A 15340-nucleotide genomic window follows, 5' to 3' on the forward strand; every position below is an offset into this window, starting at 1 on the left:
CCGCATTTCCTACATTCGCGGTCACCGATCACCTATCGAACAGGCCCCGCATGACCATTCACCAGCGCCCGACCACCATCGATCCCGCCAAGCTTGACCGGCTAGCCGAAGTCGCCGTCAAGGTGGGGCTGCAGCTGGCGCCCGGGCAGGATCTGTTACTGACGGGCCCGGCCGCAGCGCTGCCGCTGGTGCGCAAGATTGCCGAGCACGCCTACAAGGCCGGCGCCGGCCTCGTTACGCCGTTTTTCTCCGACGAGGAAATGACGCTGGCCCGCTATCGCCACGGCCATGACGTCTCGTTCGATCGCGCCGCCGACTGGCTGTATGAAGGCATGGCGAAAGCGCTTGGCAACAACACCGCGCGCCTCGCCGTGGTCGGCGACAATCCGATGCTGCTGTCCAATGAAGACCCGGCGAAGGTCGCGCGCGCCAGCAAGGCAAATTCCATCGCCTATCAGCCGGCGCTGCAGAAGATCGCTGGCTTCGACATCAACTGGAACATCATCGCTTATCCCACGCTGTCCTGGGCCCGGCAGGTGTTCCCCGGCGAGGATGACGATGTCGCTGTCACCAAGCTGGCCGACGCGATCTTCGCCGCCTCGCGCGTCGATAGTGCCGATCCCATCGCAGCCTGGACCAAGCACAACGCCGCGCTGCGCACCCGCACCGACTGGCTGAACGGCCAGCGCTTCCACGCGCTGCATTTCACCGGCCCCGGCACTGACCTTACCGTCGGTCTCGCCGATGGCCACGAATGGGAAGGCGGCGCCTCGACGGCAAAGAACGGCATCGTCTGCAACGCCAATATCCCGACCGAAGAAGTCTTCACCACGCCGCATGCGGCGCGGGTCTCCGGCCATGTCCGCTCCACCAAGCCGCTGTCCTATCAGGGCACGCTGATCGAGGACATCGCGGTGCGTTTCGAAGAGGGCAAGATCGTCGAGGCCAAGGCCTCGCGCGGCGAAGCGGTGCTCAACAAGGTGCTCGACACCGACGAAGGCGCGCGCCGCCTCGGCGAGGTGGCGCTGGTGCCGCATTCGTCGCCGATCTCCGCAAGCGGGCTGCTGTTCTACAACACGCTGTTCGACGAGAACGCTGCCTGCCACATCGCGCTCGGCCAGTGCTATTCGAAGTGTTTCGTCGGCGGCGACAAGCTCACGCCCGAACAGATCGCAGCGCAGGGCGGCAACAAGAGCTTCATTCATATCGACTGGATGATCGGCTCCGGCGAGATCGATATCGACGGCATCCATCCCGATGGCCGCAAGGTACCGGTCTTCCGCAAGGGCGAATGGGCGTAAGCTAACACGTGTCGATGGGAAGATGACACGGCTTTGACGTCAGCCGTGTTGCCCTCCCCCGTCTCTTCGCAATCGCTGAGGTCTCGCAAGCTCGTCGCAGGATTTGTTCGCAAATGCCCATCGAAGGTCGCGCGTTCTACCCCACGATTCCTGTGTTCTACGACTTCGGGCGGTTGATGGACCCGGCGCTATATGCGCCGCTGCCCGACGGCTGGTTCATCGGCGTCGCCGATATCGTCGATTCCACCAAGGCAATCGCTGACCGTCGCTACAAGACGGTCAACATGGCCGGCGCGGCCGTGATTGCCGCCATCACCAACGCGCTCGATGGGCACGAATTCCCGTTCGTCTTCGGCGGCGACGGCGCCAGCTTTGCCGTCTCTCCCGATGATCTCGATCGCGCCCGCGACGCCCTCGCCGCGACCGCGACATGGGTGCAAGCCGATCTCGATCTCAGCATGCGCGTGGCGCTGGTGCCGCTGGCGGATATTCGTGCCGCGGGACGCGATGTGCGCGTCGCGCGTTTCGGCCCATCGAAAAACGTGTCCTACGCGATGTTCGATGGCGGCGGCCTCGGCTGGGCGGAGGCAGCCATGAAGCGCGGCGACTACGCGGTGACACCGGCGCCGGGCGGCAGCTATCCCGATTTGTCGGGGCTCTCGTGCCGCTTCGAGGAAATGCCGTCCGCACGCGGCCTGATCCTGTCCGTGTTGATCGCGCCCAGATCATCAGATGACCCGTCCGCGTTTCGCCGCGTGATCGAGGATGTCATCGCGCTGGTCGAACGAAGTCCCGAGGCGGCGCGGCCGGTCCCTGCGCAAGGGCCTGGCATCTCATGGCCACCGCAGGGCATGGGGCTCGAAGTCCGCGCCGGGCGCGGTGCGCGCTCGCTGGCCTCGTTCCGGCTCTGGGTGATGACCCGGACGCTGTTTGCGTATCTGCTGATACGCTTCGGCATCAGCTGCGCCGGCTTTGTCCCACAGATCTATGTGCGGCAACTGGTCGAGAATTCAGATTTCCGAAAGTATGACGACGGACTTCGGATGATCCTGGATTGCACGCCGGAGCTGGAGCGCGAGCTTGCCGACCGTCTGGCCAAAGCGGCATCGCAAGGCATCCTGCGCTATGGCCTGCATCGGCAGGATGCCGCGATGATGACCTGCTTCACGCCATCAGCACTGCGCAGCGATCACGTCCATTTCATCGATGGCGCCCGCGGCGGCTATGCATCCGCGGCCACCGCGCTGAAGGCGATGTCCTGATCAGCGGCTGACGCGCGACCAGTTCTCGCCGCCGCAGAGCGCACCGACGCAACCTTCGACCTTCAGCGTGCCCGGCCCCATCAGCGCGACATTGCTCGCATAGTATTTGCCGTCGTCGGCATTGTAGATCTGGCCCGACCACGTATTGGCACCGGTCGGCTTCATGCCGAAGAACAGATGCACGCCGATCATCGACCGCGTGGCCAGTTTCGGATCGGGGTTCTTGTCGTCGATTGCCGGCTGACCGGTGCGCGGATCGATCTTGTCGCGGAGGGACACAATGACGCCGCACAGCTGCGTGCCGCATTTGCTGACGCGCACATTGGCGTCGCCGGCCTGGGTCTGCCAGACGCCGCCGACATCGCCACCGGACTGTGCGACAGCGGAGCCGGTCAGCGCGGCGCCCAGCAATGCGGCCATGACGGCAGTGCGGATTGTCATGCGGATGTCTCCTTCGATCAGGCGGCCTGCATAGAGCAAGACGCCGGATTCGCGCAATGCGCGTGAGACGCTAGGGTAAAGCGAAATTGTCGCAATTAGCGAGATTTGATCGCAATGAGGCGCGGCGGTCTCACCACGGCAATCCGCGCAGATCCAGTTCCCCCTCATGCGGCGCGCGCTTGAGATAGTAGACCAGCGGCTGCATCGCGTCGAAACGGACCCGCGCGCCGCGCTGTTCGGCGAAAACCTCGCCCATATAGGGCTTCCAGTTGCGGCTGGTGTAGAAGCCGGTCATCTCACTCGCGCAGAACAGCAAGGCAAAATCGTTCGACCTTTCATCGCGCAGCGTGTGCAAGGCTGCGTCGAGGGCCACGCTGGCGAGGCCCTGCTTGCGGAAGGAGGGATGCGTGAGCACGCCGCCGATGCCGCCGATGCGGATCGGGCGGTCACGCCAGATGCCTTCGCGGCGATAGAGGCTGACATGGCAGACCGGCAGCTCGTCGACCTCGACGATGACCCGCAGATCCGGGTGGGCAAATTCCACACCCGCCCACGGCAGTTGCGCGACGGTCTCCGGAGGCCAGACGAGGTCGAACAGTGGCTTTACGCGCGGCCATGCCGGGTCGCCCGTCACGATTTCAATTTCGATACTCATTTCCGCTGATGACCCCTGCGTCCGGTGCAGCCTTATAGAGCGCCGGATGGGTAGAAACTTATCGAATCCGATGCTTATGTGAGAATAATCTTCTAGGATTTCAAAGGGCTGGGGAATGACCGAGGCGGAGCTTACCAAGTATCAGCGCTGGGCGATTTTGGCTGGTGCCGCGACCCTGCTCAGCCTCGCCATGGGCATGCGCCAGAGCTTCGGGCTGTTTCAGCCCTCGATCCTGCGCGACACCGCCATCACCACCGCCGATTTCTCGCTGGCCACGGCTTTGCAGAATGTGATCTGGGGCATTTCGCAGCCTTTCGTCGGCGCCATCGCCGATCGATTCGGCACCCGCTGGGTGATGCTGTCAGGCGTCCTGATCTATGCCGCCGGCCTGCTGTTCATGCTGTTCGCGACCACGCCGCTTTATTTCACGCTGGGCGCCGGCCTGTGCGTGGGCCTGGCGCTGTCCTGCACGGCCTCGAGCATGACGATGACCGTTGCCTCGCGCTCGGTCTCCGCCGCCAAGCGCAGCGTCACCATGGGCGCCGTCTCGGCCGCCGGGTCGCTCGGCCTCGTGATCGCCTCCCCGCTGGCGCAGACGCTGATCTCGACGGCCGGCTGGCAGGTGGCTCTGATCGGCTTCCTCGGCCTCTCCGCCGTCATGATCCCGGCGGCCCTGTTCGCCGGCCAATCCGACCAGATCGAGCGCGCGCCCAGCGACGAACTCCCACAGTCGCTCGGCGAGGTCGTGCAATCCGCGCTCGGCCATTCCGGCTATATCGTGCTGTCGCTGTCGTTCTTCGTCTGCGGCCTGCAGCTCGTTTTCATCACCACGCATCTGCCAAATTATCTCGCCACCTGCGGCCTGGATCCGTCGCTCGGCGCCACCGCGCTGGCGATGGTGGGCCTGTTCAACGTGTTCGGCTCCTACGCCTTCGGCTGGCTCGGCGGCCGTTATCCGAAGCAGATTTTGCTCGGCGGAATTTACATCGCGCGATCATTCGCGCTTGCCGCCTATTTCTATTTCCCGGCGACGCCGACCACGACGCTGGTGTTCGCCGCGGTCCTCGGCTCGCTGTGGCTCGGCGTCGTGCCGCTGGTGAATGGCCTTGTCGCGCAACTGTTCGGCCTGCGCTTCATGGCGACGCTGACCGGCATCGCCTTCCTCAGCCATCAGGCCGGCTCATTTTTGGGCGCCTGGGGCGGCGGCATCATTTTCGCGCAACTCGGCAATTACGACCGCGCATGGCAATTTGCCGTGATCATCGGCCTGATCGCCGGATGCTTCCAGATGCTGATGAATGTGAAGCCGCCGGTGCGACGCGATGCCGTCCCGTCGGTGGTGCCGAGCGCGGTCTAATGGAAATGAGAGGGTGGGCGAGAGAACGGGAACCTTCTATAAAGGTTCCCGTTAAGCCAACTCTCCCATTAACGTGGACCTTGACCCCATGACCTTCTCGCTTCCCGATCTGCCCTACGCCTATGACGCGCTCGCGCCCCATATGTCGAAGGAAACGCTGGAATTCCATCACGATAAGCACCATCAGGCTTACGTGACCAACGGCAACAACCTGCTGAAGGGCACCGAATTCGAGGGCAAATCGCTCGAAGAGATCGTGAAGGGCTCGTTCGGCAAGAACGCAGCGCTCTTCAACAATGCCGGCCAGCACTATAACCACCTCCACTTCTGGAACTGGATGAAGCCGAATGGCGGCGGTGCCAAGCTGCCGGGCCGCCTGGAAAAGAAAATCACCGAGGATCTCGGCGGTCTCGAAAAGTTCAAGACCGATTTCGCCGCCGCCGGTGTCGGCCAGTTCGGTTCGGGCTGGGCCTGGCTCTCCGTCAAGAACGGCAAGCTGGAAATCTCCAAGACCGCCAATGGCGAAAGCCCGCTGGTGCACGGCGCGACCCCGATCCTCGGCGTCGATGTCTGGGAGCACTCCTACTACATCGACTACCGCAACCGTCGCCCCGACTATCTCAAGGCGTTCGTCGATCACCTCGTCAACTGGGATTACGTGGACGAGTTGTACGGCAAGGCCGGCGTCTGATCGTCGCTGCACGTCACAGCGCGAAGGAAGGGCGGTGGCGCAAGCTGCCGCTCTTTTTTGCTTGTGAACGGCTGTTTTAGCCGTCATTGCGAGGAGCATAGCGACGAAGCAATCCAGTCTTCGCTTGCGGCCTTCTGGATTGCTTCGCTACGCTCGCAATGACGAAGAGTTGTGGTCGAGCAAAGCAGTCTACCAATATGCAATACGCACTGGTCTTCATCGGTGGTGGTCTCGGCGCAACCTTGCGCCATGTGATCAATCTCACCTGCGCCCGTTGCATGGCCCCCGGCTTTCCGTGGGGCACGTTCATCATCAACATCTCCGGCTCCACCGTGATGGGCCTGATCGCCGGCTATCTGGCCTTCAAGGGCGAGGCCTCGCAGCCCTGGCGGCTGTTCCTGATGACCGGCATTCTGGGCGGCTACACCACGTTCTCGGCGTTCTCGCTCGATGCAGCGCTCCTCTATGAGCGCGGCGAACTCGGGCTCGCTTTGGCCTATGTGCTGGGCTCCGTGGTCCTGTCCATCGCAGGCCTGTTCGCGGGCCTGGCCCTGGTGCGCCACTTCGCCTGACCGCGGCTTGCGTTACGTTATAGTGTAACATAGATTGGAAATGCGGCGCCTTCGGCGCCTTGTTTTCATTGGCCTTTTTGGCCATGCACGGTTCCGGCCCGCTATGGCGCAGACGCATTCCCACGATCATTCGCACAACCATGACCATCAGCATGGTCACGCGCATGGCCATGCCCATCACAGCCATGATCCCGCAAGCCCGCATCCGGCCCAGCCATCGCCGTGGTCGATCCTGCGCATGTCGCTGCCCGGCCGGCTCGCGGCCGCGCTGGCGGTCTCCGCTGGGCTCTGGGCGGTGGTTCTGCTGGCGATGAGGCCGTCATGACGGCGCAACTCGGTTTTCGCGACGTCACCCTCGGCTATGACCGCCACCCGGCCGTGCATCACCTCAATGGCGATGTGACCCAGGGGGCGCTGCTCGCCGTGGTCGGCCCGAACGGCGCCGGCAAGTCCACGCTGTTTCGCGGCATTGTCGGCATCCTCAAGCCGCTGTCGGGCAAGATCACGCTGGGCGGCATCAAGCAGCGCGATATCGCCTATCTGCCGCAGAGCGCCGATATCGACCGCTCTTTCCCGATCTCGGTGTTCGATTTCGTCGGCACCGGCCTGTGGCGCACCACCGGCATTTTTGGCGGGCTCGGCAAAAAGGCGCGCGAGCAGATCGCGCAGGCGCTGGCCGCCGTCGGCCTCAACGGCTTCGAGAACCGCAATATCGGTACGCTGTCCGGCGGCCAGATGCAGCGCATGCTATTTGCCCGCGTACTGCTGCAGGACGCCGACGTCATCGTGCTCGACGAGCCGTTCAACGCCATCGATGCCAAGACGACGATGGACCTGATAGCGCTGGTGCAGCGCTGGCATGGCGAGCAGCGCACGGTGCTGGCGGCCTTGCACGACATGGAGATGGTGCGCGCCTATTTCCCGCAAACGCTGCTGCTCGCGCGCGGCGCGGTGGCGTGGGGAAAGACCGCTGAGGTGCTGACCTCCGACAATCTCGTCGAGGCGCGCCGCATGTGCGAGGCGTTCGACGACACTGCCGGCACCTGCGTGGCCGATCACGAGCGATCGCAGGCGGCCTGATCATGCTTTACGACGCGCTGATCGCGCCTTTCATCGAGTTCGAATTCATGCGCCGTGCATTGGCCGGCGTGGTTGCTCTGGCGCTTGGCGGCGCGCCGATCGGCGTGTTCCTGATGCTGCGGCGGATGAGCCTTGTCGGCGACGCCATGGCGCATGCGATCCTGCCCGGTGCTGCCATCGGCTTTTTGTTCTCGGGCCTCAATCTGTTCGCGATGACGTTTGGCGGATTGATCGCCGGCTTCTCGGTGGCATTGCTCGCGGGCCTCGTCTCGCGCGTCACCGTGATCAAGGAAGACGCCTCGCTCGCGGCGTTCTATCTCGTCTCGCTCGCGGTCGGCGTCACCATCGTTTCCATGCGCGGCACCAATATCGACCTGCTGCATGTGCTGTTCGGCAATATTCTCGCGCTTGATGACCAGACGCTGCTGGTGATCGCCTTCAATGCGACGATCACGCTCGCGGTGATGGCCGTGATCTATCGCCCGCTGGTGATCGAATGCGTCGATCCCGTTTTCCTGCGCACCGTCTCGCGCGCTGGCGCGCCCGCGCATCTGGCGTTTCTCGCACTGGTCGTCGTCAACCTCGTCAACGGCTTTCACGCACTCGGCACGCTGCTTGCGGTCGGTCTGATGATCTTGCCCGCCGGCATTGCGCGGTTCTGGTCGCGCGACATCACCGGGATGATGATGATCTCCGTCGCGAGCGCGATGATCTCCGGCTATGGCGGCCTCGTGCTCTCGTTCCAGACCAAGGTGCCGTCCGGCCCTGCGATCATCCTCGTGGCGGCGGGTCTGTATGTGTTCTCGTTATTCTTCGGCAGCGTGTCCGGACTGCTCAGGCAGCTGTTTCCGGGCCGACATCTTGAGGCTTGATGGTGATCTCCTTGCGTAATTCCTTTGGCGCAGCCTTCGGCGCCATTCTTCTGCTCGTCTCGTCGACCGCGCCGTCCTGGTCGCAGGACAAGATAAATGTCGTCGCCAGCTTCTCCATCCTGGGTGACTTCGTGCGCACAGTCGGCGGCGAGCGCGTCGCCGTGACCACGCTGGTCGGCCCCAATGGCGATGCGCATGTTTACACACCGACGCCAGCCGACGCGAAAACCATCACCTCCGCCAAGCTCGTCTTCGTCAATGGCCTCGGCTTCGAGGGCTGGCTGCCGCGGCTGGTGAAGTCCGCCGGCGGCACGGCGACCATCGTGACAGCCACCGAGGGCATCAAGCCGCGCGAGGCAGTAGGGGATCATGACCATGGCGGCAAGCATGACCACGGTCACGACGATCCGCATGCCTGGCAATCGATCGCCAATGCCGGCATCTATGTGCGCAACATCCGCAATGCCCTGGCCAAGGCCGACCCTGAAGGGGCCGAGATCTACAAAGCCAATGCCGAAGCCTATCTCGACAAACTGCTGGTGCTGGAAAGCGATGTGAGGGCCGCGGTGGCCAATATCCCGAGGCCCAGCGCAAAGTGATCTCGACCCATGACGCCTTCGGCTATTTCTCAGGCGCCTATGGCGTCCAGTTCGTGGCGCCGCAGGGTGTCTCCACGGAATCCGAGGCGTCGGCGCGCGATGTCGCCCGCATCATCACCCAGATCCGCAAGACGAAAATCCCGGCCGTGTTTCTGGAAAATGTGAGCGATCCCCGTTTGATCCGCCGGATCGCCGCGGAGACCGGTGCAAAGATCGGCGGAACGCTGTATTCGGACAGCCTGACCGCCGAAAACGGCGATGCCCCCACTTACATTGCCATGGTCAGGCACAATATAAAGACGCTGGCGGGCGCGCTGACCCCATAGCCGCGCCGGCACAGCCCTCATCCTGAGGAGCCCGCGCCAGCGGGCGTCTCGAAGGATGGCGGCCTTCCTCGATCTTCGTCTTCACCCTTCGAGACGCGCGCGAGGGCGCGCTCCTCAGGGTGAGGGCCGCGCCTGGAGAATCCTCGATGACGACTGCCGCCACCCAAAAAATTCCCGTGACCGTGCTGACTGGCTATCTCGGCGCCGGCAAGACCACGCTGCTGAATCGCATCCTCACCGAGAACCACGGCAAGAAATACGCCGTCATCGTCAATGAATTCGGCGAGATCGGCATCGACAACGACCTCATCATCGGCGCCGATGAGGAAGTGTTCGAGATGAACAATGGCTGCGTCTGCTGTACCGTCCGCGGCGACCTCGTGCGCATCCTCGAAGGCCTGATGAAGCGCAAGGGCAAATTCGACGCCATCATCGTCGAGACCACGGGCCTCGCTGACCCGGCGCCGGTTGCCCAGACCTTCTTCGTCGATGAAGACGTGCAGGCCAATGCGCGGCTCGATGCCGTCGTCACCGTGGCCGATGCCAAGTGGTTGAGCGACCGCCTCAAGGACGCGCCGGAAGCCAAGAACCAGATCGCCTTTGCCGACGTCATCGTCCTCAACAAGACCGATCTCGTCACGCCGCCGGAGCTCGCGGAGGTCGAAGCCCGCATCCGTGCGATCAATCCCTATGCCAAGCTGCATCGCACCACGCGCGCGCAGGTGAAGCTGGAAGACGTGCTCGACCGTGGCGCCTTCGACCTCGACCGCATCCTCGAGATCGAACCGGAATTCCTCAACGCCGACGATCACGATCACCACCATCATGATCACGACCATGGCCACGATCATCACCATCATCATGGCCACGACCACGGTCACGGGCTGAAGCACTATCACGACGAGGACATGCAATCGCTGTCGCTGCGCACCGACATGGCGCTCGATCCCTCGACTTTCATGCCCTGGCTGCAGGACCTAATGGCCAAGGAAGGCGGCAGGATCCTGCGTTCCAAGGCATCATCTCATTCTCCGGCGATGACGAGCGCTATGTGTTCCAGGGCGTGCACATGATGCTGGAAGGCGATCACCAGCGCGCATGGAAGGATGACGAGAAGCGCGAAAGCCGCCTCGTCTTCATTGGCCGCGAATTGCCCGAGCAGCTGATCCGCGACGGCTTCGCACAGATCATTCCGTCCTGATGTCCGATTTCAATCCGCTCAAGGAGCAAGAATCGATCGTCTCCGTCACCGACCGCGTAGTCGGAGCGACGATCGGTGCCGCGGTCTCCGCCGTGCATTTTTTCGGCGACAAGGCCGCCTTTGTCGGCGCCGAGGAAAAGGTCACGCTGGTCGATCCCGATGGCAGTGCGACGCCGGTCGAGGTCGCCTTCGGCGCGATCCTTTGCAGCGCCAGCGACGGCAAGCGGATCGTGATGGGGTGCGACGACGGCAAGGTCGTCGCTCTCGATCGCGACGGCGCGGTCTCGACCTTCGCCACCGACGCCAAACGCCGCTGGATCGACAATGTCGCGCTGCATCCCGACGGCGCTGTGGCGTGGTCGGCCGGCAAAACGGCCTTTGTGCAGGCGCCGAAAGGCGAGCTCAAATTCTTCGACGTGCCGACAACCGTCGGCGGTCTCGCTTTCGCGCCGAAGGGCCTGCGGCTTGGCATCGCGCACTACAACGGCGTGACGCTGTGGTTTCCCAACATGGCCGGCAGCGCCGAAGTGCTGGAATGGCAGGGCTCGCATCTCGGCGTCACCTTCAGCCCGGACAACAAATTCCTCGTCACGGCGATGCATGAACCCGCCCTGCACGGCTGGCGGCTCGCCGATGGCAAGCATATGCGCATGACCGGCTATCCCGCCCGCGTGCGCTCGATCGGCTGGACAGCGGGCGGCAAGGGCCTTGCGACCTCCGGCGCCGATACGGTGATCGTCTGGCCATTCACGACCAAGGACGGCCCGATGGGCAAGGAGCCGGCGATGCTGGCCCCGCTCAAGGCGAAGGTCACCATGGTCGCCTGTCATCCCAAGCAGGACATTCTTGCTTGCGGCTATAGCGACGGCACGATTTTGATGGTGCGACTGGTCGATGGCGCAGAAATTCTCGTTCGCGCCAACAAGGGTGAGCCAGTGACGGCCCTCGCCTGGAACGCGCGCGGCTCGCTGCTCGCCTTCGCCGATCAGAACGGCGATGCGGGGCTGCTCGCCGTCTAGCTAGCTCACGCCAGCGTAACACCGCCGGGGAGAGTTGCTCATGCATCTCTCCCACCGTGACGGGTTTCATGATCTCCCCGCTTTGACTGGTTCCTCTCCCGTGCTAATCGAGGGAGAGGTTTGAACCTGTGACACATGGATCGCGCAAACGCTGGTTTGGCGCCGTGGCTTCCCTGGCCGCGGTCTATGCGCTTGTCCTCAATGTGGTGCTGTCGAGCCTGATCCTGGCATCGGTCTCGCCGGCCGCACAGGCCGCGGGCTTCGAGCTCTGCCTGACCCATCCCGATCTCGCCGTATCCCTCGACGACAACGGCAAGACCACCGGTGCACCGGCGGTTCACTGCCCGGCCTGTCTCGGCACCCATGCGCCCGGCGCACCGCCAGCCATTGCCACCTTCGCCATCACGCGCATCGCCATTGCGATTACGCCGTTCACCGCGCCGGACGATCGCATCGTCGCGGAACGGGCAACGTCCGACCACCGGGCCCGCGCACCACCGCAGCTGAGCTGACGTCCCACGACGCCTTGCGCCGCGCATCTACGCGCGCTCAGTTCAATCCCGGTGGAGTTTCACCTCATGTTATCCGTTTCCATGCGGCTGCGCGGCGTCCTGCTCGCATCCGCGGCCACGCTCGTCCCAGGCATGGTAGTGGCCCAAACAGGCCCTTTCACATCGCTTCCGGCGGTGACCGTCGATGCACCGGCGCAGCAGCGCAGTGTCGCACCGCGCAAACCGCGTCCAACGGCACAGAACACCGGGGCACGCGGCGTGGCCGCGGCACCGGTTGCAACGCCCGCCTCGCCTACCGCGGCCCCCGCGTCCCGCGTACCCGGCTCCCTCACCGTCCTGACCGCACAACAGGCGCTGCGCGAGATCCAGCAGACGCCCGGCGGTGTTGCGCTGGTGACGGCGGATGCGTGGAAGAACTCCACGCCGTCGAACACCATCAAGGATGTGCTGGACTATGTGCCCGGCGTGTTCGCTCAGCCGAAATGGGGCGACGACACGCGGCTGTCGATCCGCGGCTCCAGCCTGTCGCGGAACTTCCATCTGCGCGGCGTGCAGCTCTACATGGACGGCATCCCGATCAACACCGCGGACGGCTATGGCGATTTCCAGGAGATCGACCCCACCGCCTATAAATATGTCGAGGTGTTCAAGGGCGGCAACGCGCTGCGCTTCGGCGCCAATTCGCTCGGCGGCGCCATCAATTTCGTGACGCCGTCCGGCCGCGATCCCTGGCTCAACGCCGTATCGCTCGACATGGGCGCCTTCGGCTTCCGCCGCCTGCAGGCCTCCACCGGCGGCGCCAACGGCCCGTGGGACGGTTTCATCACCGCCTCCACGCAATCCGCCGACGGCTTCCGCGACCACAGCTACGGCAATGCGACGCGCGTCAGCGGCAATGTGGGCTACCAATTCTCACCGGACTTCGAGACGCGCTTCTATCTCAACGCCAACACTGTGCGACAGCGCATTCCCGGTTCGGTGAGCAAGGAATCAGCGCTGAATTCACCGACCACGGCAGCGGCGAACAACATCACCGGCGATCAGCAGCGCAATATCGACACCGTGCGCCTCGCCAACAAGACGACGATCCGGCTCGACAACACCACCATCGATTTCGGCATCTTCGGCGTTGATCGTCACCTGATGCATCCGATCTTCCAGTATCTGGACTATCGCTATCAGGACTACGGCGGCTTCGCGAAAGTCACCGACGATCGCATGATCGGCGGCTATCGCAACGTCTTCGTGGCTGGCGTCAATCTCATCAACGGGCGCATCGATAACAACCAGTATGTCAACGTCGCCGGACAAAAGGGCGCACTGACGTCGTCGTCGATCGACCGATCGAAGAACACATCGGTCTATGTCGAAAACTCGTTCTACTTCCTTCCCAACGTCGCGCTGATCGGCGGCACGCAGTTCCTTTATGCGACGCGTAACCGTCAGGATCGTTTCCTCAGCGACGGTGATCAATCAGGCGCGACCGAGTTCAATCTCTGGAGTCCGAAAGGCGGCGTTCTCTGGAACATCGATCCGACCTGGCAGGCTTATGCGAATATCTCGCGCAGTGCGGAAGTCCCGAGCTTCGGCGAGAGTTCGAATGGGCCGGGCATCCCGACCATTCCCTTCACCAGCATCCGTCCGCAGCGCGCCACGACTTACGAGATCGGCACGCGCGGGCGGCGCCCTGACGTGACATGGGAGCTGACCGGCTACCGCGCCAATATCACCGACGAATTGCAGTGCATCTACAGCGCCTTCGGCAATTGCAACGTCACCAATGCCGACCGCACCATCCATCAGGGCATCGAAGCCGGTCTCGGCATCGCGGTGCTGAAGGGCATGTTCGACGCATCGGCGCAGCCGGACAGGCTGTGGCTCAACATGGCCTATACGCTGAACGACTTCCGCTTCGACAATGATGCGACGTTCCGCAACAACCTGCTGCCCGGTGCCCCCCGTCACTATCTGCGCGCCGAACTGCTCTACAAGCACGCCAATGGATTCTATCTCGGGCCCAATGTCGAATGGGTGCCGGAATCCTATTATGTCGACAGCGCCAATACGCTGAAGACCGAACCTTATGCGCTGCTCGGCCTGAAGGCCGGCGTCGACAATGGCGGGACCTATTCGGGTTACATCGAGGCACGCAACATCCTCGACACCCGCTACATCGCATCGGCCAGCATCCTCAACCAGGCCACCGCCGCGTCGCCCCTGTTCGAACCCGGCACCGGCCGCGCCGTCTATGTCGGCGTCAAGGCAAGGTGGTGAAAATGACATCTCACGCTAGACTACAGACCGCGAAAGGACATCTCATGACGAACCGCTCCACGCTGCTGCTTATCGCTGCGCTCGGCACAGCCAGCGCACCGGCCTTTGCCCATGTGTTCGTGCAGAGTGGCACGGCCACGGTCGGCGGATCGTATCGCGCCGTGCTGGCCGTGCCGCATGGTTGCGGTGCCTCGCCGACGACAAAGATCACCGTGCAGATTCCCGAGGGCATGATCGCGGTGAAACCGATGCCGAAGCCGGGCTGGCTGATCGAGACCAAGAAAGGTCCGTATGCGCAGAGCTACGACTTCATGCATGGCATGAAGGCATCCGAGGGCATCAAGCAGATTTCGTGGACGGGGAAACTCGAGAACGACTTCTATGACGAGTTCGTCTTCTCGGCCTACCTGCCGGCTTCCCTGAAAGCCGATGCGCCGCTTTACCTGCCGACCCTGCAGACCTGCGAGAACGGCTCCGAAGACTGGGCACAGATTCCCGCAGCCGGACAGGATTCGCACAGCCTGAAGTCACCCGCACCGGCAGTGCGCCTCGCAGCCGCGCCTGCGAAGGACGCGATGGCGCAGATGGCCGGCATGATCCATGCGGGCGACCTGATGATCTCAGCGCCATGGACGCGCGCGACGCCACCGGCAGCCAAGGTGGCGGGCGGCTATCTCACGGTGACCAACAACGGAAAGAGCAGCGACAGGCTGATCGGCGGCTCGTTCGCTGGCGGCAGCCGGATCGAAGTGCACGAAATGAGCGTCACCGATGGCGTGATGAAGATGCGCCCGTTGAATGCTGGCCTGGAGATCAAGCCGGGCGCCACGGTCAAGCTCGAGCCCGGCGGCTATCACCTGATGCTGATGGACCTGAAGAAGCCATTCGCGAAAGGCGAAAAGATCAAGGCACAACTACAGTTCGAGAAGGCCGGCAAGGTCGATGTCGAGCTCGACGTGAATGCCGTCGGAGCATCGGCGCCTGCTGGTGGCGGACACGCCCACTAGACGGGTTCACTCATCGAAAGATGAACGAAACGAGATGGGGTCGCGCAGATCGCGCGGCCCCTGTCAGCAACTGCTGCGATCGACGACCACGTCGCCCCAATCCAGCGGCCGCGATTCCACGCGCACCAGCTTCGCTGCTCCGCAGTGGCTGCATTCGAACGAGCGGGTCTC

General features: G+C 63.4%; 14 protein-coding genes and 2 pseudogenes. 14 read left to right on the forward strand and 2 right to left on the reverse strand.

Annotation, left to right across the window (positions count from 1 at the left end):
• Positions 1-50: 50 nt before the first annotated feature.
• Both RPMA_RS25235 and RPMA_RS25240 read left to right on the forward strand, forming a co-directional pair.
• Positions 51-1301, forward strand: a complete 1251-nt coding sequence (locus RPMA_RS25235) for an aminopeptidase (RefSeq protein ID WP_211910382.1) — start codon at positions 51-53, stop codon at positions 1299-1301.
• Between the two features lie 113 nt (positions 1302-1414).
• Positions 1415-2563, forward strand: coding sequence for a DUF3095 domain-containing protein (locus RPMA_RS25240; RefSeq protein ID WP_211910383.1), 1149 nt, complete (start codon positions 1415-1417; stop codon positions 2561-2563).
• On the opposite strand, the gene RPMA_RS25245 is transcribed toward RPMA_RS25240, so the two are convergent.
• Together RPMA_RS25245 and RPMA_RS25250 are read right to left on the reverse strand one after the other, a co-directional pair.
• Complete coding sequence (locus RPMA_RS25245) at positions 2564-3004, reverse strand: DUF2147 domain-containing protein (protein WP_211910384.1); 441 nt, start codon at positions 3002-3004, stop codon at positions 2564-2566.
• Positions 3005-3134: 130 nt separating this feature from the next.
• Positions 3135-3659: a GNAT family N-acetyltransferase gene (locus RPMA_RS25250; RefSeq protein ID WP_211910385.1), complete on the reverse strand. Its 525-nt coding sequence runs from the start codon at positions 3657-3659 to the stop codon at positions 3135-3137.
• A 115-nt stretch (positions 3660-3774) separates the two neighbouring features.
• On the opposite strand from RPMA_RS25250, the gene RPMA_RS25255 reads away from it, so the two are divergent.
• The 12 genes and pseudogenes from RPMA_RS25255 to RPMA_RS25310 all read left to right on the forward strand — a co-directional run bounded on the left by RPMA_RS25255 (position 3775) and on the right by RPMA_RS25310 (position 15169).
• Positions 3775-5016, forward strand: coding sequence for an MFS transporter (locus tag RPMA_RS25255; RefSeq protein WP_211910386.1), 1242 nt, complete (start codon positions 3775-3777; stop codon positions 5014-5016).
• An 88-nt stretch (positions 5017-5104) separates the two neighbouring features.
• Positions 5105-5707, forward strand: coding sequence for a superoxide dismutase (locus tag RPMA_RS25260; RefSeq protein WP_211910387.1), 603 nt, complete (start codon positions 5105-5107; stop codon positions 5705-5707).
• Positions 5708-5904: 197 nt separating this feature from the next.
• The gene (gene crcB / locus RPMA_RS25265) at positions 5905-6279 is read left to right on the forward strand and encodes a fluoride efflux transporter CrcB (protein WP_211910388.1); all 375 of its coding nucleotides are present in this window, start codon (positions 5905-5907) and stop codon (positions 6277-6279) included.
• Positions 6280-6382: 103 nt separating this feature from the next.
• Positions 6383-6604, forward strand: a complete 222-nt coding sequence (locus RPMA_RS25270) for a hypothetical protein (protein ID WP_211910389.1) — start codon at positions 6383-6385, stop codon at positions 6602-6604.
• Positions 6601-7359 carry a metal ABC transporter ATP-binding protein gene (locus tag RPMA_RS25275; protein ID WP_211910390.1) on the forward strand — a complete coding sequence of 253 codons (759 nt, stop codon included), beginning with the start codon at positions 6601-6603 and terminating at the stop codon, positions 7357-7359. The genes RPMA_RS25270 and RPMA_RS25275 overlap by 4 nt, the downstream gene beginning before the upstream one ends.
• Positions 7360-7361: 2 nt before the next feature.
• Positions 7362-8231 (forward strand): metal ABC transporter permease, encoded by an 870-nt coding sequence (locus tag RPMA_RS25280; protein WP_211910391.1) that lies wholly within the window; start codon positions 7362-7364, stop codon positions 8229-8231.
• Positions 8231-9156 (forward strand): annotated as a pseudogene (locus RPMA_RS25285) (metal ABC transporter substrate-binding protein). Before RPMA_RS25280 ends, RPMA_RS25285 begins: the two are co-directional and overlap by 1 nt.
• A gap of 146 nt (positions 9157-9302) precedes the next feature.
• Positions 9303-10357 (forward strand): annotated as a pseudogene (locus RPMA_RS25290) (CobW family GTP-binding protein).
• Positions 10357-11376: a WD40 repeat domain-containing protein gene (locus RPMA_RS25295; RefSeq protein WP_211910392.1), complete on the forward strand. Its 1020-nt coding sequence runs from the start codon at positions 10357-10359 to the stop codon at positions 11374-11376. The pseudogene RPMA_RS25290 and the gene RPMA_RS25295 overlap by 1 nt, the downstream one beginning before the upstream one ends.
• A gap of 164 nt (positions 11377-11540) precedes the next feature.
• Positions 11541-11888, forward strand: coding sequence for a DUF2946 family protein (locus tag RPMA_RS25300; RefSeq protein WP_211910393.1), 348 nt, complete (start codon positions 11541-11543; stop codon positions 11886-11888).
• 66 nt (positions 11889-11954) lie between these two features.
• Positions 11955-14162, forward strand: coding sequence for a TonB-dependent receptor family protein (locus tag RPMA_RS25305; protein WP_211910394.1), 2208 nt, complete (start codon positions 11955-11957; stop codon positions 14160-14162).
• A 44-nt stretch (positions 14163-14206) separates the two neighbouring features.
• The gene (locus RPMA_RS25310; RefSeq protein WP_211910395.1) at positions 14207-15169 is read left to right on the forward strand and encodes a DUF1775 domain-containing protein; all 963 of its coding nucleotides are present in this window, start codon (positions 14207-14209) and stop codon (positions 15167-15169) included.
• Positions 15170-15340: the final 171 nt, after the last annotated feature.

This window comes from Tardiphaga alba (assembly GCF_018279705.1).
Lineage (GTDB): Bacteria > Pseudomonadota > Alphaproteobacteria > Rhizobiales > Xanthobacteraceae > Tardiphaga > Tardiphaga alba.